The following is a 20,115-nucleotide window of genomic DNA, read 5'->3' on the forward strand; positions in this document are numbered from 1 at the left end:
TTGGGCGCATGCTGAATCCCGTTCCGCGTAGGAACGCGGGCTACTCGCGTCAACCAAGTTCTTTTCTCGTGGTCGAGTTGCGAAGTTGTTTCGAACAGCGGGTTTCTATTGGCATTCACGGTTGCTCGATGCGCGTACACAAAGTGTCGCTAACCCCCGCGACAGCGCACTCCTCTCGTTTAAATGCTCGTAGACGGGTAGCATGACTTCCATAATCTATATGGTCTCTTTGGGGGAGACCTGATGTTTATCCAGATCTTTGGGGGGATAGGGTAAATGGGTGGATTTGTTGTATCCACTATGTGGCTTGATCATTGGGATGGCTTGCGGCAGGATTGCTGGCGGTCAGAATCCCAAATACATCTTTTTCGCGCTGACGTGCAGGATCGTCTTCGGGGAATGGTGCAGGAGCGAACGCCGGGCGGTTTCGTCCTGCGCGGCGCGCAGGGCACCGGAAAACGTGAATTGGTCCGCGCGGCATTCGAACATGCCGACTCCGGGATCGCGCCAGTCTGGGTTTCGGGCAGTCGTTACGGAAGCGAAAAATCCTACGGCGCGATTCAATTCCTGTTAACAGGATTGCCCGATGCGCAACTGAACTCCCCGTTGGCTGTATTCGGGCATTTGAAGAGTCACTTTGAACTCTGTGCGCCCAAAGCTGTGGTGATCGTCGAACATCTTGGACTGATTGATCCTTTGACCACCGCGGTCTTGTCCCAGCTCGTGAGCAACGGCCTCGTTAGATTGATTCTCCTGCAAGAAGTAATCGACGAGATGCCTCAGGACCTTGCGGTTCTAGTGCGCATGGGAACCATCGAGATGATTCACCTCGACAGCTTGACCTTAAAGGAAGCCCGAACCGAAATATCGCTGATGCTGGGTCTGGGCGTCTCCTACCTAACTTCGTTCCATTTATGGCGCTACAGTGCGGGTAGCTCCGAGGTCCTCCGCGCTGTGGTCAGTGATTGCCAGAATGCTCAAGCCTTCGAATCGACCGACAGGTTCGCAGCCTTAAAGCAGCGTGCCTTACCAATCGGGCTGCACACCGAGCATTACGTGCAGTCGAGAATTCAACAATTGTCCTCGGACCAGCGAGCGATTCTGGATTCCGTTGCCATCCGTGGGGAACTTGCCGAATCGACGGGTACTTCGAGCCAAGCGGTGGACTTCCTCGTTTCTCGCGAGCTGCTGGATCGGCAGGGGAAAAAATGGTCGATTCCAAATCCAGCTATTGCGCACACGATAGCTAGCTGGCAGGGACTACCAGCTTTTAATGCGACGGAGCTGCCAGAGGACGGTCCTTGCCAGCAGGCAGTGGCTCAGCGAGAGCGATTGCTTCCGGAGCATGCAATCAAGTTCCAGAACGGACAGGATTCGCAGAACGCAGCGCCTAATTGCACGGGTCAAACGACCGAGGCGTTCGAAGTATTCTCGGTACGTCCAGAACTGGAGCCGGCAACCGAGCACAAGGCGGAGCAAGGGAACGAGCATCTAATCATGCTGGAGCTCCTGCTCGAAGAGAGCCGAATGCATGAAGCCGAAAAGGTAATTATCGAGCTGCGACCCAATGGCCGGAAGCGCCTGTGGGAAGACCTCGATCACTGTCAGCAGCATCTAGCCTTGGCGCTCATTGCACTGTACTCGGTTCGAGTCAATGACCAAGACACTGCCAGAGCATTGGTCGGTGCGATTTTGGCTGATGTCGTTCACGAGGCTCAAAGCCATCAAGCCGTGCGTTACACGATCCGTTGGTGCATGGGACGGACAGTGCGGGCATTAGTTTCTGCCTGCCTGGCGCTGAGGGATTGGGGGCAGTGCCGAAATCTTATCCAGATGGTGCTGGACGGTGCCGTTGATGATCACCGTCTGCTGACCTTCGCCGAGACGGCCCATGCCTTGCTGCTGGCCATTGCCGGCAATGAGGCAAAAGCACGAGACATTGGGCAACCGCTCAGGCTCCAGCTAGCGCAAACTGGAACCATTGCCGACCTGCGTCTCGTTGATGCAATGATCAACGGCGTCGCGCTGGCGGATAACGAAAGCGCAGATGCTCCAAACCCGGCGATGGATACGTCAACAAATAGCTGCGGTCGAATCGGCATTGACATGTGCGTTGGACAGTTGCTTTCGAACCGCGTCCATTCGCGGATGGTCAGTGAACTGTCCCAGTGGGCGGAAACACGGGGGGAAAAGTTGCTGGCCTCGCTGTTGCTGGCTCAGCAGATCTGCCAGGGTGACTTCCATCTGACATCCCGTCTTGTGGCCTTGCAACACGGATTTGAACACCCAATGGCGAATAGCCTGCGCATGTTGGCATTAGGCGTTGACAACGCAGACACCACGGCCATCACAGCACAACTCGGGCGGCTTATTGAACTCGGTTTTGTTTCCCTGGCCCTCGGCGCCGAGGCCGGTGTTTATGGGATGTTGAATGCTGGACAAATGCGTCAGCTCGCTCGCAGCGCGGGCAGCTTCCTGGCCAAGATCCAGCCCAGCTCTGCGGGTTCTGACACCTTCGCAAGCCTTGCCTCGCTCACCGTCCTAACCGAGCGAGAGAAAGTTGTCGCGTCGGCGGCGGCCATGGGATTATCCAACCAGGAAATCGCCAAACAGGCTAGCGTTTCTGTCCGAACCGTCGAGGGGCACCTCTACCAGGTGTATTCGAAGCTTGGAATCAGCAAACGTGCCGACCTCAAGCTGCATGCTGGGGTCGGTGGGAAATGAAAAAATACTCTGACTTTGCACAGGCTTCTGGCTATTGGCAACCCAAGGAATACGAACAGCTGGTTCAGGCCCTGTCAGACGAGGGTTGCACCGGAGTTTTGCTGGTGGGCGAAACCGGCAGCGGAAAATCGACATTGGTTCGAACCCTGCTCGATCTCGCGGAGTTTCCATTCCATACCATTCGCCTGATTTGCAGCGCCGCTTTGCTGGGTACCGCATACGGCGCCTTAGCGCCATTGCTCCCCGGAATTACGGAGGAAATAAACGACGTTGGGGCCATCCGCGAGTCCTTAAACGCGGTCCAAGGCATGCTCGACTCCGACGATTCCGCAACCCGGGTGCTGATCATTGTTGAAGAAGGACAATATATCGACTCGGCCAGCGCCTTCGTCCTATCCCAACTAGTCCGGTCTAGACTGGTCAAGCTATTAGTCCTGAGCAACGAGGTGCAACAGGGCACAGTCGCCGCTGAGGTGCTGATCTCCGTGGCCCAGCTGCATCGAATTATGCTGGAGCCAATGACCGTGCAGGAAATTGAACGCATTGGTGTCGATATTCTTGGGACTTCGTTGGGTCATGGATCGGCGCAAATGATTCATTTCGAAACCGCTGGCCTGCATGCGTTAGTTGAGGAATACGTCCTCATGGCCAAGAGACAGGGGGCCTTGTTAAACGATGGCCGAGTAGTTGTGCTCACACGCCCCTTGCTGAACTGCGACGCACGCGCGGCCGAAGAAGTCCGGCTGATGGCCCAGCGGTTTGATGCAGAGCTTCGCGAAGTGCTGGAACTGCTGACAATGGCCGGAACAGTTCCACTAACCGCATTACGCCATCTGGGTCTACACCAAGTGACTCAGCAGCATCACTTAACCCTCATCGAAACGCACAACGGCAAAGTTAGCCTACGAAGCAGGTTCTACGCCGAGGCGATACGCAGTAGCTTCCCTCCGGGTAAGAACAGAGAACTATTCGAACGCTATCGTGAGCTGCTCGAATCCGGCGGGACTACGGATCCACGCTACACACTGTGGGCTATTGCTCAGGGCGAAAGCGTAGATCCATCCCGTCTGCAAGAGGCCATACGCCATTCGCTTGAAGACAATGCCTTTGAAGAAGCTGAATACCTGTTGGAGCAGGCCAACGGATTGCCGTCGCGCATAAGCCAACAAGCGAAGATTCAATTGCTGTTTGGCCAGCGGCGATTTCATGCCGCCGAAGTCACCGCGCAGGCCACCGCACGAGGGGCGGGCGACGATGCTACCCAGCTCGCGGAAATCGCACAAGCGGTGCTGTGCTGGATTCGTGGCGAAGGGGTCCCATGCGAAGGCGAGCCACCGGCGAATTCGGATTCCGGGACTCGAAGCGTTCCGGGCGGTCCGCATGAGATAGCCCCACTGCCTCTGGACCGGGAAGTGCCTCTGGACCGGGAAGCCATTTTTCAAATTCAGGAAGCCACGGAAAACTACTCGATCGGGGACTTTGAGCGACTGATGGATCTTGAATCAATCGCGACCAATACGGAAGTCCAGCTACTTCTGCCAAGGATCAACTATCGATTGACGATTTTGGTCGTCAAGATCAGAGCGCTGATTGAGCGTGCCGAATTCGGTCGTGCACGAAAGCAACTCGACGACTTCGAACTGGCAAATTCCTTCGAAGTATCCTTCGCGAACGGAACCCTGGAGCTGCTGCGTTCGTTGCTTGAATCGAGAATAGGCAACGTCGCTCAGTCTCGCGTCCACCTGCGCCACGCACAGGTCGAACTGCGGCTCATCGATCCGCAATCGATGTTTCCAATGAGCGCAGTCCTGCAGTATGTACTGTCCGATGGGGAAGCGACCTCGGAGGACAATGCGCAGGGCCATGGTTCCGCCGGGCAGGAATTTCTCGATCGCCCGGGAGCCCAGCGAGCCGATACGAACGGTGCCGGAGACAGGTTCGGTGATGACCTGCTTCGTCCCTTGATGGAAGCCTTGCGCACAGGAAGTCATGCCGATGGGCACATTACGCAACTGCTGGAGAGGATTCCGAAAACTCACGTAATCCCGCGCGTCAATGGACTCTACTATGTCGCGCTGCGCAGCGCGGACAACGAACTCCGGCAGTTCTGCGCTGACGCGGTCAGCGAGGTCCAAGTCCCGTCCGCGTATCTAACCGCGCAACGAATGGTACATATCGTGCAACTTTGCGGGGAAGCGGATCCCGAAGCCATGCTGGATTTTGGCGAAGAATTACATGCGGCGGGCGACCAAGTACTCGCCTTGGAAATATTGTCGCAAGTAGTGCAGTACTGGTCATCGCGGCAAGATTCTCGTCGGCGAGGAATGGCGATCCGGAAAATACAGTCATGGCTTGGCGAAATAGAGCAAGAACCATGGGGAGTCATTTCTGCGGCGCTGAAAGTCACGGGTTTGACCACACGCGAAAATGAGATCGTGGAACTGGTCCGTCGTGGGTTGACCAACCGTGAGATCGCCCGTGTACTTACCGTGTCGCAACGCACCGTAGAGGGACACCTTTACCGGATATTTGCCAAGCTGGGAGTTTACGAGCGTTCTGAGCTTTTCGTCGGTGACTAGTGATCAGGTGTTGTTGCTCAACGCCGGATTTGAAAGGCACAACGACCACAGGGAGAGTCGAGTACGTTCCAATCCAATCAGGGAATACGGCCATGCCGACTGCACCATGCGTCCCTTGTGGGTATCCACTACCTAGTTCGATCTGGCATTTAGAGTACATGCGCGTGTTTTCGCGGCCAGTTCTGGGCAACTAGGGTGCCCAATTACCCGTGAGGGAACAAAGTCCCGCTCCATAGAATTAGCGATCATGAGGCTTGTCCGTGAACACGGATAAAAGCTCATGTAAACAATGGGGATTTAAGGCAATGGGGAGCCAATGATACTCGTGAATTGGGATTAGCAGGATCATTATTTGTCATGTCCTGTGTCACGATATCGGCACCGCCTACTAGGGGGACGGCGTGTCGCAAGCATATGGGTCACTGGGTAGTCGAGAGATTATCCGCAACTTGAGGAATAAGTCTGCGACGGCGCAGGCGTGGGGTGGTTCACGAACTGGGATAGAAGTACCCATCAGATTTTCCGCCGCCAAATGGCGGCAGGGCTACATTCGGAAATTAGCAGTTTCGGATTTCCTGATTCTGCTTTCTATCGGGGCACTGGGAATGGCCAGCGTGCCCTTCCAATTAACGGCGGCGCAGTTTTTCATAGTGGCCGCGATGCTCATCTGGGCTCTGTTTCTCATTCTCGGCAGAACACGTGCCACTCAGCAAATTGGCGTGGGGGCGAGCGAGTACAAACGCCTCGTAGATTCCACGGCCTTAGTCGCAGGCTTGATGGCGTTCGTCGCGGTGCTTTTCGACATAGACGGCGTCAGGGAATTGATTCTGATTGGCTTCCCGGTGGGAATGGGATTGCTTGTGCTGGAGCGATGGGTCTGGCGGCGATGGTTGTGGAAGCAAGCCGCATTCGGTTATGCACTCTCTCAGGTAGTAGTCGTCGGCCAAGAGCACGATATCGAGTACGTGGTGCGTCAGCTACGCAGAAAGGCCGGGCCGGCCTACAAGATTGCTGGCCTGCTGATTGACGGTCCGCAAGATAATGTTCTAGGCATTGATGTCGTACCAACATTTTCGGGTCTGGAAAACCTGGAAGCGGCAGTCCGCAATGTTGAGGCAGACTCCGTCATCGTCGCCGGGCCCCTGCGTGGTGGTGGCAACGCACTCAAGGACTTGAGCTGGCGGCTGGAGGAAACGAAGACGAATGTGATCGTGGTTTCCTCGCTCACCAATGTGGCAGGCCCGCGCATCAGCATGCGGCCTGTTGAGGGCTTGCCTTTGATGCATGTTGAGATGCCAAGCTTCACCGGTGGCCACCATGTAGTCAAACGGATTTTGGATGTTGTCCTTTCGGGGATCGCACTACTTGGTTTGGCCCCGGTATTCCTTTCCATTGCCCTCGCTATAAAGTTTTCAAGCGAAGGGCCGGTTCTCTTCAGCCAGCAACGGGTGGGACGGCGTGGCAAGTCTTTCCGAATTTACAAGTTCCGTTCGATGGTCGTCGATGCCGAGGAGCAACTGGGCAAATTACGGGAACAAAATGAGGGAAGTGGCCCGCTCTTCAAGCTCAAGGCGGATCCACGGGTCACGAAGGTTGGTGCCTGGCTACGCAAGTACTCTCTGGATGAACTTCCGCAAATCTACAATGTCCTGCGTGGCGATATGTCGCTCGTGGGCCCTCGGCCTCCGTTGCCCTGCGAGGTTGAATGCTACGAGGGGTACACCGAACGGCGCCTATTCATCAACCCCGGGCTGACCGGACTGTGGCAGATCAATGGGAGATCAGATTTGGATTGGGAAGAAAGCGTACGTCTGGATCTCTACTATGTGGAGAACTGGTCGCTCACCGGGGACCTGATGATTATGTGGCGCACGCTCAAGGTGATGCTGCGTCCAGCAGGCGCCTACTGAGGCGCAAGGAGCGGGGTTCGGCCCTGGCGATTCGCCCAAGTGCGGTTCGGCAGGCGCCGCCTGGTCAGCGAGCATGGTGCCGCTGCTTCCGCTGTGGGGTCGATTCGGGAATTTGCGGCTATCAGGCCACCCCAGAATCACCTAGCTAGTGGACAAATTTCGGGTATGGACTACGCGTGCAAGTCTATTGCGTGGTTCGTATCTTGGAGCTAGGCAGGAGAGCAGAACCTCGAGATTCGTGCCGAGGGCTTGTTGGCAAGTCTCTTTGATACGGCAAGAACATTGGGGTTGCAGAAAACGGTCCCCAGCCGTTCAATCACCTCCTGCCTGTTAAGACGGAGCCAGTGACGTAGAGCTGCCACAATGTGGTATGCGCCCCCAGCCGTCGCTGGCTCCTCCTTTGCGCTCTCCTGAGAAGGAACCGGGAAGGCCGGAAGATGAGGGCTTGAATTCTCGGCACGTAGGGTGACGAGAGTCTCACCGAGCGGGTAAGGGGAGTCATTTTCTGCAACGCGCCCGGGTGATGATCAAAAGATTTAGACTGACATAAGGCGTTGTGCAAATCTTGAGTATAAGAAAAATGGCAAAGAATATACGGCGCTTTTAGATAATCGTAATGCATGCAGTAATCGTTATCTAAACGTTGTAATCGAATTTTTACATGGGTAAAGTCAGCAACCATGTTCGCTTGAACCGCTCACTATTGCGGGCCCAATTGTATTCGGAGTAATTTTTGTCATCCTTGAATTCCATGATTCTTCCCCTTTCGCGTAGCCGCCGCTCGGCAGCCCGAGTCCTTACCGGCACTTTGGCGGCCGGCCTCGTATTCACCGGCCTTTACCCCTGGGTCGAGGTGCCCAAGGCCTCCGCAGACACACAGTACGTGGTCAATGGGACCTTCACCTCGGGGGTATCCGGGTGGAAGACCAACTCAAAGCAGCAGAGCATTAGCCACGTTGCGAATGGCCGAAATGGAGGCGCAGCACGGCTGTCGGCGACCACCGGTCCCGCCGGTTCCGTATTGAACGATCAGAAGTCCACCTTGACCAACGTTGCCGCCGGACAGACCTTCACCGCAACGGCCTGGGTCAAAGCGGAAGAACCAGGCATGGGTGGGCACCTGCGAGTCCGCGCTGTCGGCAACGATGGTGTCGATACGCACCGTGAATACTTCCACCTGAAGGACACGAACTGGACCAAGGTCAACTTCACGTTCACCAACACCAGAGCCGGCGCGGATTTCGACTTGAACGTCGTAGCCTATGACCTGGCTGTTGGTACTGGGCTGCTCATCGACGATGTGAAACTGACGCCGGGAACGGACGCGGTCGATGCAGACCCGAACGATCAGATCGGCGGCTACCTCACCGAGGGTGGCACCTACAGCAAGATTGGTATCCCTTCCGAGGGCGCCTACTTCGGAGCCACCGTGGGTAGCAACGGCGATCCATCGTCCTTCGAGCAAGAAGTCGGCGGAAAATTGGGCATCCGCCGTACCTTCTACAGCCCTACCCAGGTGGACTGGGCCGTGGACAACGCAAAGACCGACATCGCGAGCAAGCGTATTCCTTGGATCAGTTTCAAGCTGCCCCATTCGTGGAATGACATGGCTGCGGGCAAGGGGGACGCCTGGGCCGAGGACCTGGTGGCCAAGCTCGATGCCTTGCAGGGACCGGTGTGGTTGACCTTCCACCACGAACCAGAGGGGGACGGTCCAATCAAGGACTGGGTGGCCATGCAGAAACACCTTTCACCGATCGTGAAGAGCTCTGACAACATCGCGTTCGCCACCATCCTGACCGGTTGGCATCAGGTCTCTGGCGAGGAGCAGTACTCGCTGGAAAATACGTGGCCCGGAGATGGACTTGTCGACATCGTTGGATTCGACGTGTACAACTACGACGAGACGGTCAAGGACGGCAAAGTTCGCGGCACGAGCCCGATGGACACCTATTTCCAGGAATTCGAGGCATTTTCTGCAAAGCACGATGTTGAATGGGGAATCGGCGAGACCGGAATCAACAACGAAGCAGCCGCTTCGGATCCGGAATGGATGCAACGCACCTATGACCAGATCGTCAACCGTGGAGGCATCGCGATGAGCTACTTTAATACCCACCTGAATTCGAGCACAACCTGGGAAATTACCGATAGTCTTAAGACTAAGCAATTTGGTGAAGTCCTGAAGGACTCGACCAAGATTAAATAGTCCGAGCGCTATGGGGGGCAGCTCCGTGCCTAGCTTGCAGGTGAACAGTCATGTTCCGATGGAAGGCGGGCCGGTAGCTGCCCTTTGCCATGCCCTCGGCGAATTGGGATTGGCCGGGAGAATTACGCTGGAGCCGGTTGGGGTGGGCTCAGCCATGGACAGCCTGGTCATTGTCCCGAACCTCGAGAACCCGCGCATCCTGGTTCCGGCCGGGCAACGAAAGGCCGCAAGCGCTTCCCTGCAGCGCTACAGCGCGGATCTGGGGATCTCCACGCGGCTGCAACGGCTGTTCGCGGCCCAGGCCATGCGGCTTTGGGGGCCGCGGACCCCGATCGCCCGCCATCAGCTGCGTCTCGCGCGGGGGATTAACCAGGGGCTCGTCGCCTACCTGTCCGAAAGTCTCGGTCAACCGGTGACGTTCAGCATGAGCATCGGGAAGGTCCGCGCCAACCGGAAACCGATTCTGCAGCTGTTCTCGACTTCCGGCGAAAGCCTTGGATTCGCAAAGGTCGGCAGCAATGAATTCACCGCACGGCTCGTGCGCCAAGAGGCGCAGACCCTGCGGGAATTGGGCGAGCAGCGCCTGGACCATCTGGAGCTTCCCAGCGTTTTGCATTCCGGTTCCTGGGAAGGCCTTGAATTGTTGGTCATGGCAACCATGCCAACCACCGCACTGGCGCCTCCGAGACGCCTGGCTCGCCTCAGGGCACGGGCGGAGGGGGAACTGCACCGGGTATTTTTCGCCGGCCGCAAGCCGCTGGGCAGTAGCCTGTGGCTCGCGAGCTGGCTATCGGCTGCAAGGCAGCACGAATCCCCGTGGCCGTTGTGGCAGCGATGGAGCATCGCCCTGGAGCAGCTGGCAGGTCGATACGGGTCGGAGCAACTGGAGTTCAGCGCCACCCACGGGGATTGGACCGCCTGGAACATGGCCGACTACCGCGGCCGATTGCAGGTGTGGGACTGGGAAAGGTTCGCTGCGAATGTACCGGCAGGCCTTGACCGCCTGCATTTCGCGGTGCATGAGGCATTCGGACGTTCAGGAGTCAGCGAACAAACTCTGCGGGCTGTGCTGGGGGAAGCAAAACGAGGGGAACAATTGCTCGCCGCCTGCTATCTCGCGGATCTGGCTGGCAGATACCTGCTCGGGGAGCGGGAGCAACAAGTGCAAGCCGTACAGCAGAAAACCGCAGTATTGGTAGCTGTGCTGGAAACAACTTTGGGGGATTAGCAAATGATTGGCAACGAAATACGCGCGCTGACCAAGCAGGCCAAAAAGGTGCTTCCGGCACCGGTGATCGGTGCCCTGCGTGCCGGGATGCAGGGCATGGGGATGCTGAGCGCTCCGGCGCGGACCTTGCCTGATTTCATCATCATCGGCGCGCAGCGCAGCGGCACCACCTCGCTGTATCGATTGCTCTCGGCGCACCCAGCGGTCGCTCGTCCCACCGCCTCCAAAGGGATCGGATATTTCGACGTGAACTATGCCCGGGGCATGCGCTGGTACCGGGGACACTTTCCGCTGCGTTTGACCACCGGCATCCTGCCAGGTTCCTCCGTCCGCCAAGTCTTTGAGAGCAGCGGCTACTACTGCTTCCATCCGCTAGCCGCGGAGCGGATTTCCAAGGACCTGCCCGGCGTCAAACTCGTGATGATGCTGCGCGACCCGGTGGAACGTGCCTATTCTGCCCACCGCCACGAACTGGTCCGCGGATTCGAGACGGAGGATTTCGAAACGGCCCTCGACCTGGAGGGTCGCCGGCTGGCGGGAGAAAATCAGCGGCTCATCGACGATCCGCAATACCAGAGCCACAGTCATCGGCATCACGCGTATCTGCGCCGCGGGCTGTACGCCCAGCAAATTCGTCGGATCCACGAAGCCGTTGGCAGCGACCGGCTATACCTGATGGATGCCGATGATTTCTTCCGGCACCCCATCGAGGAGTTCAGAGAATTGCTCAAGTGGCTGGGGCTGCCGGACTCTATTCCAGACAGTGTCCCGGCGGAAAACGCGCAACCTCGTGCCGCAATGGATGAACAGCTTCGTGCTCGACTGCGTGACTATTTTGCCGCACCGGACAGCGAGCTCGCGGAGCTGATGGGCAAGACCCCTTCGTGGCGGCGCTAGCGAAGGACAGGGGGAATCACTGCAGGACAGCGGCAAGCAAACGGCTGGTGGCCTGCCCGTCTTCCAAGGGGCAGAATCGCTGTCTGAACATCTCGTAGCCCGGGGCAAAGCGATTGGCGTAGTCATCGAGCCGCAGTAGCTCGGCGATGAGTTCTTCCAGGGTTTGCGTGATGGGCCCGGGGGCCCACTGGTGATAGTCGAAGTACAGCCCGCGAGTTTGTTCGCTGTACTTCACCAGGTCATAGGGGTAGAGAATGATGGGTTTGCCGGTGACGGCGAAGTCATAGATCGCCGAAGAGTAGTCCGATACCAAGACATCTGCCGCTAGGTAAAGGTCGGCAACCTCGGAGTACCTGCTGACGTCAACGACGCTGAGCCGTTCATCCTGCCATGTGCTGGCCTTGCTTTGCACCACTGTGTGAAGCCGGTTGAGCACCACGGTCCCGGCTGGCAGCAGTCGCGACATCAGTTTGTAGTCCATGGCGCTCGGGTCCCGGAAGCGACCGTGCTCGTCCTTGCTGTCATCTCGCCATGTCGGTGCGTAAAGCACCACGAGTTGATCCGGGGAAACCCCCAAACGGGCCCGCACGCGCTGGCGAATCCGCGGAGCTTGCGGCGAATTGAGGATGTCATTTCGTGGATATCCGGTCTCCAGGACATGGCCGTCATAGCGGAACGCGGATCTGAGTAGTTCGGTGCACGCGGGGCTGGGGGACACCAGGTAGTCCCATTTGCGCACGTCGCGAACGACCCGTCTCATGTGGGCCGAGAACCTTTTGGAGCTCGGATGCGATTCATCGAATCCGACCTTCTTCAGCGGTGTGCCATGCCAGCATTGAATATAGGTTACCCGTGGTCCCTTGAGTAGGTGCTTGGAGACGATGTCGTTGGCGACAAGGAAATCGGTGGTCAGCAGCTTGCGGAAATAGTCCGGGGAGTGCCGTTTTACGGGCGTGCAATTCTCTGGCAGGCGGGCTTCGTCCGTTGCCACCCAGTCCAGTCTGATCTCCGGGTGCAGCTTGCTCACGCCTTCGGAGATGGCTCGCGGGCTGTCGGCATACCGGCCCCGCCAGCTTTCAAACAGCATGGTGCGTACCACTGGGTCATCCTTTCCTTTGGCCGGACTTCCGCTTGGGCAGAATGTGCCGGAATGTTGTCAGCCGAAGCCGCCGCCGGAAAACCCACAACGCCGCGAGGTAAATCAGCACACCGGCACCCAGGGCAATCGCGAAGGGCAGGATTGCATGAGTTCCAGAAAGCGCCACAGGGAGCAAGGGGCCGGCGAAACTGAGAATCGCGAGCACCGCAATGAGTGCGGCCTGCCCGCTGAAAGGATTGATTCGCAGTGCTAGGAAGACCCCGAAAAACGTGAGCACGTTGCGCAGCACAATGGCTGTGCCCCAAGCGAACGCGGCACCCTGCAACCCGAAGGCCGGAACAAAAACGAAGCACAAGCCGATATTGGCGGCCAAGCCGAGCAGCGAGATCACCAAGTTTGTGGTGCTCCGCCCGGACATCAACAGCATCGTGTCCAGCGGGCCGGCGGCGGTAGCTAGCATCAAGGCCAGGCCCATCACCAGGACCACTATGCGAGCGGACGAGGTGCCGTAGTCCGGGCCGAACAGCATGAGGTAATGATCCACTCCGACTATGGCCGTGATGTACAGGGGCCAAGCCAGTCCCATATTCCAAGAGGTCGCGGTCTTGAATACTACTTCCAGGGTCTTGATCTGATCCATCGCCAGCAATTGGCTGAAGCGCGGTTGCAGAACCTGTTGTATTGCGTGGACTCCGAACTGCCCCAAGGCCACAAAACGGGTGGCGGCAGTGTACACAGCCGCCTCTGCCGGACCGATCAGCGCGGCGACAATGACAATATCGGCACGCTGGACGATGGACTGGGAGATCCGGGAGATGGCCCTTGGCCAGGAAAACGTCCAGAATTCTCGGGCGACGGCGCGGACCTCGGGCCGGGCTGGGGCCGTGGTGCTCCGGTAGGGGCGGAACACGCGGCGAAAGAGGACAACCGACAAGCCAGCGGCAACGGCATAGGGAATGGCCCAGCTCGCGGTAAGCCAGATCAGCGAGCCGCCCATCGCCGCCACCGCTAGCGCGCCCAGCGGCTGGAGGACCGGGCGAAGCAATTTTTCACTCAAGACGGTGCTCTGCACAGTTCCCAAGGCCCGTGCGGCCGCCAGGCTGAGATCGCCAAGGGCTGCCATGGGCAGTAGGAGCATCAGCAGGATGATAGTCAGCTGGCCTTCGGTGCCATGCAGGCCGATAGTCGCGGCGATGTGTCCGGACAGCAGGCTGCCTGCAAGTGCCAAGAGCAGGGCGCAGCAGAGCACCGGGTTGCGCGCGGCGCGCAGCACCAGGGGCATGTGCCCCATCCGGTCCAGCGCCTGATAGCGCATGAGGAAGCGGGCCAGACCGGCATCGGTGCCCAGCGAGCAGATGCTCAGGGCGATCACGAAAATCGAGGTCGCAGTGAATAGGGCGCCGGCGGTGCGCTGCTCAAAGCTCTGGGTGACCACCACAATGAACGCGAAGTTCAGCAATGCCGCCACCGCCGCGCCGAGCACGTTTAAGCTACCGCTGCGGGCGATGCCCGCCAAATGGAGTTGAAGTTGGGCAGCCATGGATCAGGTGGTCTTGCTTCCCGAAACTCCATTGGACAAATGCTCGGAGCGGCCGGTGTCGGGGCGCGGCCGGTGCCGTGCCGGCTGAGCGTTCATGGGCCGGATGAGCAGGGCACGCAGCTCGGCGGCCAGGCTCACGCACACGTTCTGCGCGGCCCGGACATCCTTGCGCTTGGTGGTGCCCAGCTCGACCTCGACGAGCACGGTGGGTATGACGGACACGAGCCATTGGGTGATGGAAAGGTTCAGGTCTGGGGCGATCACCAGCACCGCATCGAATTCCTTGCCTGCGCTGATCAGGAACTCGTTGAGCCGCTCGGAAGAGAGCCCATTCTCATACTGCTTGATGAGTTCCCCCTGCCCAATGAGGCACAGCATCTGGTTTGAGCTCTGGCTCGCCTCCGCCAAGGTGCTTTGGCCGGCCAGCACCTCCCCAATGCCTGGCAGCTTGACGGTATTCCCGGATTCCACGGCTCTGCCGGTGGCGTCGATGACCAGCACCTTCAGCCCGGCCGAGGCCAGTATGTCGGCCACGGCGTTGTAGGAGAGCGGAAAATCGCACCCGCCATCGGCCGAGGCAATCAGCAGCACCCGGCGGTTGCTGTTTTGCACCATGCCCAGCAGTTCGGAGCGGAACTGCGTGAGCTTGGGAGAATTCCTGGCCAATGCAGGGTTGCTGCCATTGGCCTCGCCGCGAGATAGCTCGGCTTCGTTCAACACTCGCAGGGCATTGACCCCGAAGGACTTCAGCTCATCGACCCGGCGCAGGACCTTGTTGCTCCGGGCCATGAACACCATGATCAGCATTCCCAGTCCCAAGCCCGCCAGAAGCCCGGCGAAAGCCAGCAATTCGCGCAGGCTCAGCAGCGCGGCACGATCCAGGGCTGCTGCGGTGACTACCTGCCCCGGGTCGATGCGGGTGGTCGCCAAAGTACTTTCCCGGGCACCGAGCGAAGCGATTTGCGAGGCTCCGGCGTTCAGCTGGGCTTCCAGCGTGGTGCGTTCCAAGGCAGTGATATTCGGCTTCCCGAGTTGTTCGCTCAGCTCGCCCATATTCGCGGTCAGCTTCTCGATCTCGTCGCGGATGCCGGTGATCTGCCCTTCAAGATAGGCGGCAGCCTGATCGCTGCGGAACTCCAGGAACGCATCGGCGAAGGCCTGCGCTCCGATCACCGCGGCGTCGGGGTCATCATTCTCGAAAGTGATCTCGATCAGCTGCGTGTTGGGCGGCACGGTGGTGGTCAACTGGCGCAGCAGGGAAAGCGGATCCGAACCCTGCCCGGTGGACTCGATGACCTTCGCGGCGACCTTGTCTGATTTCAGCACCTGGGCTTCGGTGGTCAGGTTGACCAGCTGCTCGCCTCGGGTGCCAGGATAGAAGGCATTGCCATCCAGCGGCGTCACCAGGATCACCGTGGACGCGGTTTGCGCACGCGGAGCGGCGTGTCCAACCGCGAAACCGAGGCTTGCCCCCAACAAGGCCAGGACGGCGGCTATGACCCACATCTTTCTGGATGCGGACTTGAACAATGTCAAGCGAGATTTATGATCAGCGCGAGCTTCCAAGATTAGTTCCCCCAAGTTCTAATCCGCCGGGTATCGCTGTTCCCGGTAATGACTGTAATATACCTCTCATTTGCGCGTGATTCCGCAAAACCGGACGAATACTTTTTAAACCCCTGTTCGTCTGCACGCAAGATGAGTAATCTGGCCGGATGGGAACACTTTTATTTGTGGGGTCCAGCGGGGGGCACCTGGCACAAATGCTGAGCATGGACGCTTGGTGGAAGCAGCACCGGCGCGCGTGGGTCACTTTCGACACCCCGGATGCCACAAGCGCATTGCAGGGCGAAGACGTCACCTGGGCCTATCATCCGACCACCCGGAATCCAGTGAACGCGATGCGGAACCTGTGGTTGTCGATCAAGGTGTTGCGAGCTCACCGGCCGACGGCGGTTATCAGTACCGGGGCCGGGGTGGCGCTGCCCTTCTTTTTGACCGCGCGGCTGATGGGTATTCCCACCGTCTACGTGGAGGTGTATGACCGCATCGACTCGCGCACGCTGACCGGTCGGCTGTGCCGTCCGCTGTCATCCGAATTCTGTGTCCAGTGGGAAGAGCAGCTGAAATATTATCCCGGTGCCAGCGTGATCGGACCGCTGCTGTGAAATCCGCCAAACCAGATGTCACGGTGCTGGCTTTGGTCGGGACCGACCACCACCCCTTCGATCGCATGGTCAACCTGGTTGACGAGTTGCTGGCAGGACATGATCCGTCGGACGGGGCGCTGAGCTGCCTGATCCAATTCGGCACCGCCCAGGCGCCCAGTTCCGCCCAGGGCAGGGACTTCCTGGCCAAGGACGAAGTCAAAGAGCACATCGATCGAGCCGACCTGGTGCTGTGCCATGGCGGCCCGTCAACCATCGTGGAGATCCTGCGCAGCGGAAAGATGCCATTGGTGATGCCACGAGATCCGGAACGCGGAGAGCATGTGGACGGCCATCAACAGCGCTTTGCCCGGCATATGGCCGGACTGGGGCTGATCCAGCTGGTCGACTCGGTGCAACAAGTCCGTGCCGAAGTCGAGCAATTCACCGCTGGCGCCGACGAGCGGCTGAATCCCGGCATCGAATTGCCATCCCCGGCCGAGAGCGCCCTCCGGCTAGGCCGCATCGTGGACAGGCTGACCGCAGCGGCGCCGGCACAGCGATGGTGGCGCCGCGGCGGGCGGCGGCGGTAGCCAGGACTAGATGCCGCGCCCTCGGCGGTGCGCCCACCCGAGCAGCCGCTGCGCGCTGACCAGCCGTGAGACGACCGCGAGGGCCAGCAGGGCACGACGCTCGGTGGGTGAGCGCCGCAGCGTCTGCAGGGCGCCGCGAACCGCCTCCCTGCGCTGCCCGAGAGCCGCATTGGCAAAGGCCCTGCGCCCGAGGAGCCGGGCATGGCCATGCGGATCGAGGCTCAGCACCGGATGCTTGTGCAGCTCGTAGTCGATGGCCTGGATGATGACGGCCCAGTTCTGCGAGAACTGCGAGCCGCCCCAGCGGACCCGAACCAGCGGATCTGCGGCCACCGCAATGTCACCTGCCTGCACGGCACGCAGCAGCCAATCGAAATCCTCGCCGTAGCTGCCCGGCAGCTGTTCATCCACCAGCCCGATTTGATCAAGCAGGGCGCTTCGCTTGACCATCACCGAGGAGGGGTGGGCTTCCATGACCCGGCGCCGAACCAGACTGCGCAAGGTCAGGTCCTCGGCTTGCGGTACCCGGATATTGGAGTGCCCCTGGTAGTCCACGATCACCCCGGTGACCGCAGTCAGCGCGGCAGGGTCAGCGAGCACCGCGACCTGAGCCGTGAGCTTGCCTGGCAGCCAGATATCGTCGTCATCGCAGAATGCCACGTACGCCCCACGAGCCTGAAGAATTCCAGAATTCCGGGCTCCTGCCAGACCGGGCGTACGATCGTTGGCGATGACCCGCACCGTGCGGTCGCTCCCGTCGTGGACCAACGAGGTATCCGGAACGCTTTTGTCGAAGACCACGATGCACTCGATCGTTCCGTCATAGTCCTGGTCCATCACCCCTTCGATGGCCAGCTTCAACAGCTCCGGACGGTTATGCGTGGCAATGACCACGCTGACCATCGTTTCGCCGTTGGCCTCGGATGCTTCGCGTGCGGCTTGTTTTGCAGATGTGTCGCTCAATGTTCTCCCCAATCATTCACCTGGCAACTGAACTTCCTGGCTTGCCCCGCACCGGGACGGGTGCGGGCAACGCTGTGTGATATAGCTGGCTAGCGCATTTACACACCGCTTTTCCGCGGCTTGGAGCGCCGCTGCAGCGCGAGGGCCGGCAGCAGCCCGAGCAGAGACAGCGAGACAAGCACGACCTCGGGCTGGTTCTTGGATTCGCTGGTGGTCGTCGCACGCAGGATCTCACCCGCACGGGTATCGCTGACCGTCAAGTCAATGAGGGAATCGCGCAATTCAATCTCCCGCGCCAGCTCGGGGTCGATGTCCAGCAGCGAGTCCACCTCAATTTGCTCGGGGGTATCGGGCGACAACGCCATCAGCTGCTCCTGAAGATCCCGCAAGACCTGTTCCTTGCGCTGGGCCAGGAACTCGTTTCGCACCGCCAGATACTCCTCGGCAATCAGGCTCATCACCTCGGTGGTCCGCCGCTTGTCGGTGCTCGCGTAGTTCAAATGCAGCACGCGGCTATTGGGCGTGGCGGAAATCGACACGGCGCTGCGGATCTCGGCATTGCTCAGCTCCGGATAGGCGGCGTTGACCTTGTCCAGCGTGCTCTGCGTGAGCACCAGAGCCGCTTCGGTATCCACGGTGATGCTGCGCGAACCCTCACCCGCCGTGCCGGATAAATACATCGGGGTGGGAGCCAGCAATAGCGAGGTCTGCGCGATGTATTGGGCGGGTCTGCTCGACGTCCAGAGCACACCGAGCGCCAGCGCGCAGGACATCGCCGACAGCAGCACGATCTTCTGCCGGCGGTGCAGCACGAAATAGCCGGTGAGCTGAGGCAAGTCCTGCGGATCGAGTGCGGCGTAGCGTTCCCGCCACATCAGCCCCAGCCCGAGCATGATCGTCAGCAGCGGCATGCCCAGGGTGTCGTAGATGAACATCTGCAGGGCGAAAAAGCACAGCAGGGACATCCCTACCAGCTGCAACGCAGTCTGCACGCGCCAGAAATGCCACGCCTGCCAGAGGAAGAAGAGCAGGAAGAACGCGGCCCCTACCAAGCCTTGGGAAAAGATCACCAGCCAGATATGACCCTGCGTTCCCAACGGCGGCACCTCGCAGGCGGGACAGTCCGGGGTGCCGCCACCGGCGATGGACGCGAAGCTTCCCTGGATGTCGCGGGTGCTGCCGAAACCGGCCACCGGGGATCCCTCGGCGGTGCTCAGCACGGTCTGCGTCAGCAGCTGCGAGCGGCGTTCGTTGCTGTGCGCGTTGTCAAGCCTTTCAAGAGCGGTATCGGCCAGCGGGCTAATCGAGAAAGCGACGGCACCAACCAGGACCGTGAGCACCACGGCGGCCACGAGCTTGAAACGGTGCCGCTGCGGGCCGCGCACCGCAATGTAGCCAAGCAGGATGAGCAGCCCCAGCCCCAGCGAGGCCCAGAGCCCGCGGTTCATCGATTGGACCACCGGAATGGTGGCCAGGGCCAGTATCGCTATCCCCAGAACGCGGCGCCAACCGGCACGCTTCGAGAACCAGCCGAGAATGAAAAACGGCAGGAACAACGAGAAATTACTGCCCCAGCTGTTGGCAAAAGCGAACGGCGCGATCGGCCGGTATTCGGGCCGTCCCAGGAAATTGGTCAGACTCGCCGCGGCGGGGTGCGCGATGGAATTAATCAGGCTGTTGGAACGCAAGGACTCCGGCAAGAGCAGTTCCACCAGGGAAGTCACTTCAAAGCGCGGGGCCAAGACGCCCAACAAGCCGCCGGCGACCACAAAAATGAACATCCACCCCATGAGGCGCACGACAAGAGCGTTGCTTAGTTCTTCCTTCTTGGTGTTGATGATCCACAGCAGCATGACCGTACAGCTGAGGTACCACAAGAAGCGGTACCCGAAGACGAGGACCCGGCTGAACCCGCCGCCTGGAACGGCTCCGGGGGCGTTCGCCCAGAGCAGGAATAAGCTGGCGGACATCCAAACCAGGAACAGCAGCCACCAGCCGAAGCCCTTGGGAGTGGCCAGGCTGCGTTTCTTGGCCAATTGCCAGAGCAGGGGCACCGCGAGCAGGATGGGAAGGATCGCGCTGAGTCCCAACAGCCACCACAAGGGGAAACCGAGGACCAGCAGGACCAGCGGCCACGTTGTCCGAGTGAGCATTTTTGGGTGCGACGAATCCTCGGTATCCGAAGATACCGCCGATGGCACCAAACTGACCTGCACGAATCCGCAC

At 59.5% G+C, this 20,115-nt stretch carries 13 protein-coding genes; 8 read left to right on the top strand and 5 right to left on the bottom strand.

Translation table 11 applies throughout. The annotated features are described in order from the left end of the window. Positions 1 to 276 precede the first annotated feature (276 nt). The 6 genes from CQ017_RS15455 (at position 277) to CQ017_RS15480 (ending at position 11,547) form a co-directional block, all read left to right on the top strand. Positions 277 to 2,724 (top strand): helix-turn-helix transcriptional regulator, encoded by a 2,448-nt coding sequence (locus CQ017_RS15455; RefSeq protein ID WP_105554439.1) that lies wholly within the window; start codon positions 277 to 279, stop codon positions 2,722 to 2,724. After that, a complete protein-coding gene (locus tag CQ017_RS15460) occupies positions 2,721 to 5,303 on the top strand; it encodes a LuxR C-terminal-related transcriptional regulator (protein ID WP_105554440.1) in 2,583 nt (860 codons plus the stop codon). Before CQ017_RS15455 ends, CQ017_RS15460 begins: the two co-directional genes overlap by 4 nt. Positions 5,304 to 5,752: 449 nt before the next feature. Next, the gene (locus CQ017_RS15465) at positions 5,753 to 7,213 is read left to right on the top strand and encodes a sugar transferase (protein WP_258133744.1); all 1,461 of its coding nucleotides are present in this window, start codon (positions 5,753 to 5,755) and stop codon (positions 7,211 to 7,213) included. Between the two features lie 751 nt (positions 7,214 to 7,964). Next, positions 7,965 to 9,422 carry a carbohydrate binding domain-containing protein gene (locus tag CQ017_RS15470; RefSeq protein ID WP_105554442.1) on the top strand — a complete coding sequence of 486 codons (1,458 nt, stop codon included), beginning with the start codon at positions 7,965 to 7,967 and terminating at the stop codon, positions 9,420 to 9,422. Between the two features lie 25 nt (positions 9,423 to 9,447). Next, entirely contained in the window at positions 9,448 to 10,650 is a 1,203-nt protein-coding gene (locus tag CQ017_RS15475) for a hypothetical protein (protein ID WP_146112503.1), read from the top strand. 3 nt (positions 10,651 to 10,653) lie between these two features. Beyond that, on the top strand, positions 10,654 to 11,547 hold the full coding sequence (locus CQ017_RS15480; RefSeq protein ID WP_105554444.1) for a sulfotransferase: 894 nt from the start codon (positions 10,654 to 10,656) through the stop codon (positions 11,545 to 11,547). Between the two features lie 16 nt (positions 11,548 to 11,563). On the opposite strand, the gene CQ017_RS15485 is transcribed toward CQ017_RS15480, so the two are convergent. Genes CQ017_RS15485 through CQ017_RS15495 form a run of 3 tightly spaced genes read right to left on the bottom strand, consistent with a single transcriptional unit; the run spans position 11,564 to position 15,722 of the window. Then, positions 11,564 to 12,634: a CDP-glycerol glycerophosphotransferase family protein gene (locus tag CQ017_RS15485; RefSeq protein ID WP_146112504.1), complete on the bottom strand. Its 1,071-nt coding sequence runs from the start codon at positions 12,632 to 12,634 to the stop codon at positions 11,564 to 11,566. Between the two features lie 16 nt (positions 12,635 to 12,650). Then, a complete protein-coding gene (locus CQ017_RS15490; RefSeq protein WP_105554446.1) occupies positions 12,651 to 14,186 on the bottom strand; it encodes an oligosaccharide flippase family protein in 1,536 nt (511 codons plus the stop codon). 3 nt (positions 14,187 to 14,189) lie between these two features. Continuing rightward, on the bottom strand, positions 14,190 to 15,722 hold the full coding sequence (locus CQ017_RS15495) for a Wzz/FepE/Etk N-terminal domain-containing protein (protein WP_146112505.1): 1,533 nt from the start codon (positions 15,720 to 15,722) through the stop codon (positions 14,190 to 14,192). Positions 15,723 to 15,901: 179 nt separating this feature from the next. On the opposite strand from CQ017_RS15495, the gene pssD reads away from it, so the two are divergent. Both pssD and CQ017_RS15505 read left to right on the top strand, forming a co-directional pair. Continuing rightward, on the top strand, positions 15,902 to 16,354 hold the full coding sequence (gene pssD / locus CQ017_RS15500) for a PssD/Cps14F family polysaccharide biosynthesis glycosyltransferase (protein WP_105554448.1): 453 nt from the start codon (positions 15,902 to 15,904) through the stop codon (positions 16,352 to 16,354). Beyond that, positions 16,351 to 16,926 (top strand): glycosyltransferase, encoded by a 576-nt coding sequence (locus CQ017_RS15505; RefSeq protein WP_105554449.1) that lies wholly within the window; start codon positions 16,351 to 16,353, stop codon positions 16,924 to 16,926. Before pssD ends, CQ017_RS15505 begins: the two co-directional genes overlap by 4 nt. Before the next feature lie 6 nt (positions 16,927 to 16,932). On the opposite strand, the gene CQ017_RS15510 is transcribed toward CQ017_RS15505, so the two are convergent. Beyond that, the gene (locus CQ017_RS15510) at positions 16,933 to 17,889 is read right to left on the bottom strand and encodes a glycosyltransferase family 2 protein (protein WP_219843954.1); all 957 of its coding nucleotides are present in this window, start codon (positions 17,887 to 17,889) and stop codon (positions 16,933 to 16,935) included. 98 nt (positions 17,890 to 17,987) lie between these two features. Beyond that, the gene (locus CQ017_RS15515; protein ID WP_146112506.1) at positions 17,988 to 20,105 is read right to left on the bottom strand and encodes a hypothetical protein; all 2,118 of its coding nucleotides are present in this window, start codon (positions 20,103 to 20,105) and stop codon (positions 17,988 to 17,990) included. Between the last annotated feature and the right edge of the window lie 10 nt (positions 20,106 to 20,115).

Source organism: Arthrobacter sp. MYb224, from assembly GCF_002975455.1.
Classification (GTDB): Bacteria; Actinomycetota; Actinomycetes; order Actinomycetales; family Micrococcaceae; genus Glutamicibacter.